This is a genomic window from Bradyrhizobium oropedii, from assembly GCF_020889685.1.
GTDB classification, from domain to species: Bacteria; Pseudomonadota; Alphaproteobacteria; order Rhizobiales; family Xanthobacteraceae; genus Bradyrhizobium; species Bradyrhizobium oropedii.
In genome coordinates, this window is sequence record NZ_JACMYO010000321.1 from 1 (window position 1) to 5113 (window position 5113).

Genomic DNA, 5113 nt, shown 5'->3' on the forward strand with positions numbered 1-5113 from the left:
GCTGAGACGCTGGTCGCCGGCTTCACCGCCAACTGCCCGATCTACAACACGCTGAAGCGTGGCGGCCCCGTCGAGATTTCTTGGACTGTGAGCTGACCCGATGCCTGACAAGAAACTGCACCTTGCCGCCTTTGTCTCCGCGGGCCCCGTCTCCGGCAGCCATGCCGGATGGCGGCATCCGGAGGCGGATGGCGACCTGCTGTCCGCCGCCTACTACCAGAATATCGGCCGGCTGCTGGAGCAGGGGCGGTTTGATCTCTTGTTCATTGCGGACATCCTCGCGATTCCGGACACGCTAGGCGGTAGCCTGGACAGCCAGCTTCGCTACGGCGCCTTGGGTGCGCTGCGGCTCGATCCGCTGGTGGTGCTCTCGATCATCGCCGGTGCGACGAAGCATCTCGGTCTCGGCGCGACCATATCGACGACTTACGCCCAGCCCTACGTACTTGCGCGGGCGCTCGCGACGCTCGACCATCTCAGCGGCGGCCGCGCCGCCGGACATCGTCACCTCATTCCAGGAAGCCGAGGCGCGCAACTTTGGCCTGACCGAGCAGCTTTCGCGCGAAGAGCGCTATGAGCGGGCCGACGAGTTTATCGAGGTCGTGACCAAGCTGTGGAATTCGTGGGAGGATGGTGCGCTGATCCGGGATCGCCAGACGCCGCTGTTTGCTGACCCCGCGTGGGTGCATCGGATCGATCATTCCGGCAAATGGTTCAACGTACAAGGCCCGCTCAATGTTAGCCGGCCGCCGCAAGGGCGCCCGGTCTTCATCCAGGCCGGCGCTTCGGATCGCGGCCGCGATTTCGCGGCGCGGTGGGCCGAGATCATCTTCGTGACGCCGGGCCTGATGGACGTCGCGGTCGAACGTGACCCCGATACGATCAAGGTGTTGCCGGGCATTGTTCCGGTGATTGGCGACACGGAGAAGGAGGCCAAGGCGCTGCACGACCAACTCCACGAATTGTCGCATCCAGAGTCTGGTCTCTCGACACTATCCTATCATCTGGGCGTCGACCTCTCTCGCTTCCCCCAAGATCAGGTCTTGCCCGAGAATCTCGACGTTCCCGGGGTCGAAGGGCACTACCGCGAGGTCTCCGAACTGACGCGACGCTCGGGCTTGAGCCTAGCGGAACTGGGACAGCGCTACGGCGCCGGGAGAACCACCAGCGGATTTGCCGGCACGCCCGGTTCGGTCGCCGATCGGATGCAGGAGTGGTTCGAGGCCGGCGCCTGCGACGGCTTCATGTTGCAGGTTCCGTACCCTCCTGGGCGGTTTGGAGGAGTTGGTCCACGGCCTCGTGCCGGAGCTGCAACGTCGGGGCCTCTTCCGCACAGAGTACGACGGGGCGACCCTGCGCGATTCGCTCGGCTTGGCCCGGCCGCCAGGTTGAACGTTAATCTTCAAACAGCTTGGCATGCTTGGCGGTTTGGGTGTTTCGCGTCGGGAAGTCCGAGCCAACTGAACGATCACATCGGACGTGTCAGGAGTTTGGCGCGAATAGCTACTCCAGTGGGACCCCGACAAGGAGTTCGATAGAAAACGACGATGCCCCTCCAAGCTCAGAATCGATTAGCAATTTCAATCACATAAGGTTCATAATTTTGTGCTGAGTGGCGCGCCGCTCAGAAGTGCCTGCAAACACTAGTTTTGCTTTTTGTTTTCTACCATGTGGGCCCTACGCGGCCAGCTTCGGGATCTCCCGTTCAATCAATTGCAGAAATCGGATGGTGGGTGCCCGCGCGACCACTGTTTCTTGCGCAACTAGCGACGGTACCTCGGAACGGGTGCCATTCACGCTCTGGTTCCCATTCCGCAGGGATCGGGTGTTGCGCCTCCCCGCAACCACCGATGCTTGCGATAGCAAACCATCTAGAGCCCCGGCCTCCGAAAGGAAGTCGGGGTTTTTCTTGCCTGCCGCAAAGCGCAGGATCGCGGCTAGGTCCCCGCGCAATATGATCGCTAGCTGTTCGCCATTGGGGACGAGTGTCACCCGATCGACCAACGTGCGGCAAACCTCCGCCGCTTCGGCTCTCTCGCCTTCGCTTTGCAGGTTCTCATACAGGGCGGCCACGCGGTGACGGTAGATCCCCGCCATATTCGGGTGGAGGAGGGGCGGCGGGTCCTCCGCGTTCGCGAGCAGGTCGACCAACTCGGCCTTTCGTGCTTCCAGAGCGCCAATCTTGTCCTTCAACTTCGCTCCCGGCACGCCCTCAAGGATGCCGCAAAGTCGATCGTACAAAAAATATTTTCGTGATGAACAGTCCGGACCGCCATTTGCGTGATCGCGACGTCGCACACAGCTCCGCCCTCTTTTCATCTCTGCGGCTCTGGGGGTCCCAAAAGAGCCGCGGCCTTGCAGCGAACCGAAGATTCGGCTATATATCCAGATATACTATGGAGGCGATCAGTGAGCAAGAGTGCACAGAGAAGGGCGATCGAAAATTACCGATCCCGGCTGACGAAGCGTGGCATTGTGCGGTTCGAACTCCAGGCCCTTGAGGCCGACCGCGACCTCATCAGAGTACTTGCGCGCAAGCTGAGCGAGGAAGGGCCGGAAGCTGGTAATCTCCGGCGCACGGTTCAACGGGCCGTTTCTGGCGAGCCGCCCAAGCCCGGTGGCATCCTGAACGCGTTGCGGCGCTCGCCACTCGTCGGCGCCGATCTCGACGTGACGCGCCCACGTGAAGAAGGGCGCAAGGTCGACCTGTGACACGCTATCTTCTCGACACCAACATCATCAGCAATGTCGTCAAGCCGCAGCCATCGGAATCGCTCCTGGCTTGGATGGCGGCACAGCGCGACGACCATTTGTTCATCACCTCGCTTACCCTCGCCGAAATCCATCGTGGCATCCTGGAGAAGCCGAACGGCAAACGACGAGCAGCGCTCGACGCCTGGTTCTCAGGTCCGGAGGGGCCCCAGGCTTTGTTCGCGGGCCGCATCCTGCCGTTCGACGAGAAGGCGGGCCTCATCTGGGCGGGATTGATGGCGGAAGGGAAAGCCGCCGGCCGGCCACGCAACGGGCTTGATATGATCATCGCGGCCGTCGCCGGTTCGAACGACTGCGTCGTGGTAACGGACAACGAGAAAGATTTTGCCGGGGTCCGGGTCATCAATCCGATCCGTGGATCGATGTGACGCCGCGGCAAATTGGAGAGCGTTGAGGTCGATCGGGCGCTGTTCGTGCGATATAACCGCCGGCTAACGAGTTACTATCTCCGCGCGCTGAAAAAGGAAGAAGCAAGAGAGCGCCTCCCAAATAAACTTGGTTTCGATAAAATCGAGCACTTGGTAATTTGCCGCCTCCCGATGATCACCACCATAATATCCTACAATAGGATAAACACCTTGTCGGAGGTGAAGCGCCGTGCCGGCGCTAATAGCGAAGATTAGATTAGCCTCGCGCCGTTCGATGTCGCGGGCTGGCGGCCGCCGCCAGGTCGGCACCGGAAGGTCATAGGGCGATAAGGGGGAGATGACGCCAAGCGAATCATTCAAGCTTGTACGATAGAGGGGGCTGGCGATCCTGCCCCAGCGGGGCTATTGCCGAGCGATGCAACCTGAGGGGCAGCGGCTGGAGCTTGAGTCTCCGCGGCGAGAGCTTTTGGTCCAGAGGATTTGGGCGGATATCCCGCCAACGCTAATCATAGTCTTTAGATCGAATTAGGGCATAAATGGATATCCACTTCTTTCTACCTCAAGGTCCGCATCCCACGGAGATGGAAGGCTTGGCCGAGATGCGCCGCGTTCTTCCGCGGCAGTGGATGGGATTTGCGAATTTCGTGATGCGACAGCGCGGTCGGCGTGGCCAGGACCGCGAAATTGATGCCGTCATCATAGCGGCCGATCGGATCATCCTGGTCGATCTGAAGCACATCCGCGGTCGGATCGACAACCGTGGCGGCTTTTGGCACCGAGGCGCCGATAATCTAGGTCGTTCGCCCGCGCATGAAATTCGCGATAACGCGAAGATCCTCGCTGATCTCATTAGATCCGAGGTGCATAAGATTCCGGCCGCGCCGCCAGTGGAAAGCGTCGTCGTCCTCACTCATCCGGATTGCGATCCGAGTGGGTTGGATAAGGTCGAACTCGACAGGACCGTAAAGCTGGCGGACTTCCTGAAGATTTCCCGCGAGCAAGACTTTCGACGCCTGTTCACGACCCACTCACGGTTTGGAGCCTCAAACCCGCTGTGCACAGGGCAACTTGGTGCGCTACTCCAGGGGTTCTTCCAAAATGGAAAGCTGTTCGAGCCCCGGAAGACGCGATTTTACGGCTTCATTCCGGTCGGTGATTCGGAATTCAAGCACCCCCTTTTCGAGGAATTCTCCTGTCATCAACCTGAAGATCCGAACTATACGGGGCTGCTTAGGTTGTGGGATTTTACCGTCGAGAGCGAATTCCTCGTCGAAGAAGCGCGGCGTCCGTGGCGGAGCGCGAGCGGGCCGTGCTCGGACACATCCGTGTGCAGGACCCGGCCCTGTACGAAAACTACGTGCTGAGGTCGATCCACTTCGATTCCGAGTACACTCTGAGGTACTCGGAGATCTTCGACCGCCTGCCGGATCTCGAAAGGCTCAACAGATTCCAGGGTCCTCTCCAGGATCTGACGTTCGAGCGACGTGTCGAATTGGCGCGGTTGTTCCTCGACCGGATAGCGAGCCTTCACCGTATTCGGGTTGCTCATCGCGACCTTGACCGACATTCGGTTTGGATCAACGAGCGCCGAAGCAAGGTCGTTCTTTCCGGGTTTGGTGCCGCACATTTCCCGGAACGAACGTCGATCGGTGGAACGCGCTCGAAACTTCTTGCAAGCGGGTTCAGGGTACCCGAGGACGTGGGCAAGAGCTCGAGCGGAACGCCATTTCAGCAGGATGTGTTCCTGGCTGGCGCGCTTGTCTGGACGCTGCTGTCAGGAGAGCGTCTGCAGTCCATGGATCGCGTTCCGCTCTGGACGTCCGGGACCATGAAGGGTCTGGATATTCCAGACGCGTTCAGGGGCTGGTTCGATCGTTGTTTGAAGACCGAAGCGCGTGAGCGCTTTGACAACGGCGTCGAAGCGGCCGACGCGTTCGCCGAACTTGTGCGCAAGACCGAGAAGGCTTCTCTAG

General features: G+C 60.2%; 6 protein-coding genes and 1 pseudogene. 6 read left to right on the forward strand and 1 reads right to left on the reverse strand.

Annotation, left to right across the window (positions count from 1 at the left end; translation table 11 throughout):
- Nucleotides 1-100 precede the first annotated feature (100 nt).
- Both H8A95_RS44010 and H8A95_RS41510 read left to right on the forward strand, forming a co-directional pair.
- The gene (locus H8A95_RS44010) at nucleotides 101-577 is read left to right on the forward strand and encodes an LLM class flavin-dependent oxidoreductase (protein WP_274617723.1); all 477 of its coding nucleotides are present in this window, start codon (nucleotides 101-103) and stop codon (nucleotides 575-577) included.
- Complete coding sequence (locus H8A95_RS41510) at nucleotides 543-1538, forward strand: LLM class flavin-dependent oxidoreductase (protein WP_274617724.1); 996 nt, start codon at nucleotides 543-545, stop codon at nucleotides 1536-1538. The genes H8A95_RS44010 and H8A95_RS41510 overlap by 35 nt, the downstream gene beginning before the upstream one ends.
- Nucleotides 1539-1677: 139 nt before the next feature.
- Here the strand turns inward: H8A95_RS41510 and H8A95_RS41515 are convergent, their stop codons facing one another.
- Nucleotides 1678-2193 carry a hypothetical protein gene (locus tag H8A95_RS41515; RefSeq protein ID WP_229170561.1) on the reverse strand — a complete coding sequence of 172 codons (516 nt, stop codon included), beginning with the start codon at nucleotides 2191-2193 and terminating at the stop codon, nucleotides 1678-1680.
- Nucleotides 2194-2409: 216 nt separating this feature from the next.
- Here H8A95_RS41515 and H8A95_RS41520 point away from each other — a divergent pair, with 216 nt between their 5' ends.
- The 4 genes and pseudogenes from H8A95_RS41520 to H8A95_RS41535 all read left to right on the forward strand — a co-directional run.
- A complete protein-coding gene (locus H8A95_RS41520) occupies nucleotides 2410-2712 on the forward strand; it encodes a hypothetical protein (RefSeq protein WP_229170560.1) in 303 nt (100 codons plus the stop codon).
- Nucleotides 2709-3140, forward strand: a complete 432-nt coding sequence (locus H8A95_RS41525) for a type II toxin-antitoxin system VapC family toxin (protein WP_229170559.1) — start codon at nucleotides 2709-2711, stop codon at nucleotides 3138-3140. The genes H8A95_RS41520 and H8A95_RS41525 overlap by 4 nt, the downstream gene beginning before the upstream one ends.
- Before the next feature lie 599 nt (nucleotides 3141-3739).
- Entirely contained in the window at nucleotides 3740-4504 is a 765-nt protein-coding gene (locus H8A95_RS41530; RefSeq protein WP_229170564.1) for a nuclease-related domain-containing protein, read from the forward strand.
- Nucleotides 4498-5113, forward strand: a pseudogene (locus tag H8A95_RS41535) (AAA domain-containing protein); the annotation flags it as partial. The gene H8A95_RS41530 and the pseudogene H8A95_RS41535, both read left to right, overlap by 7 nt.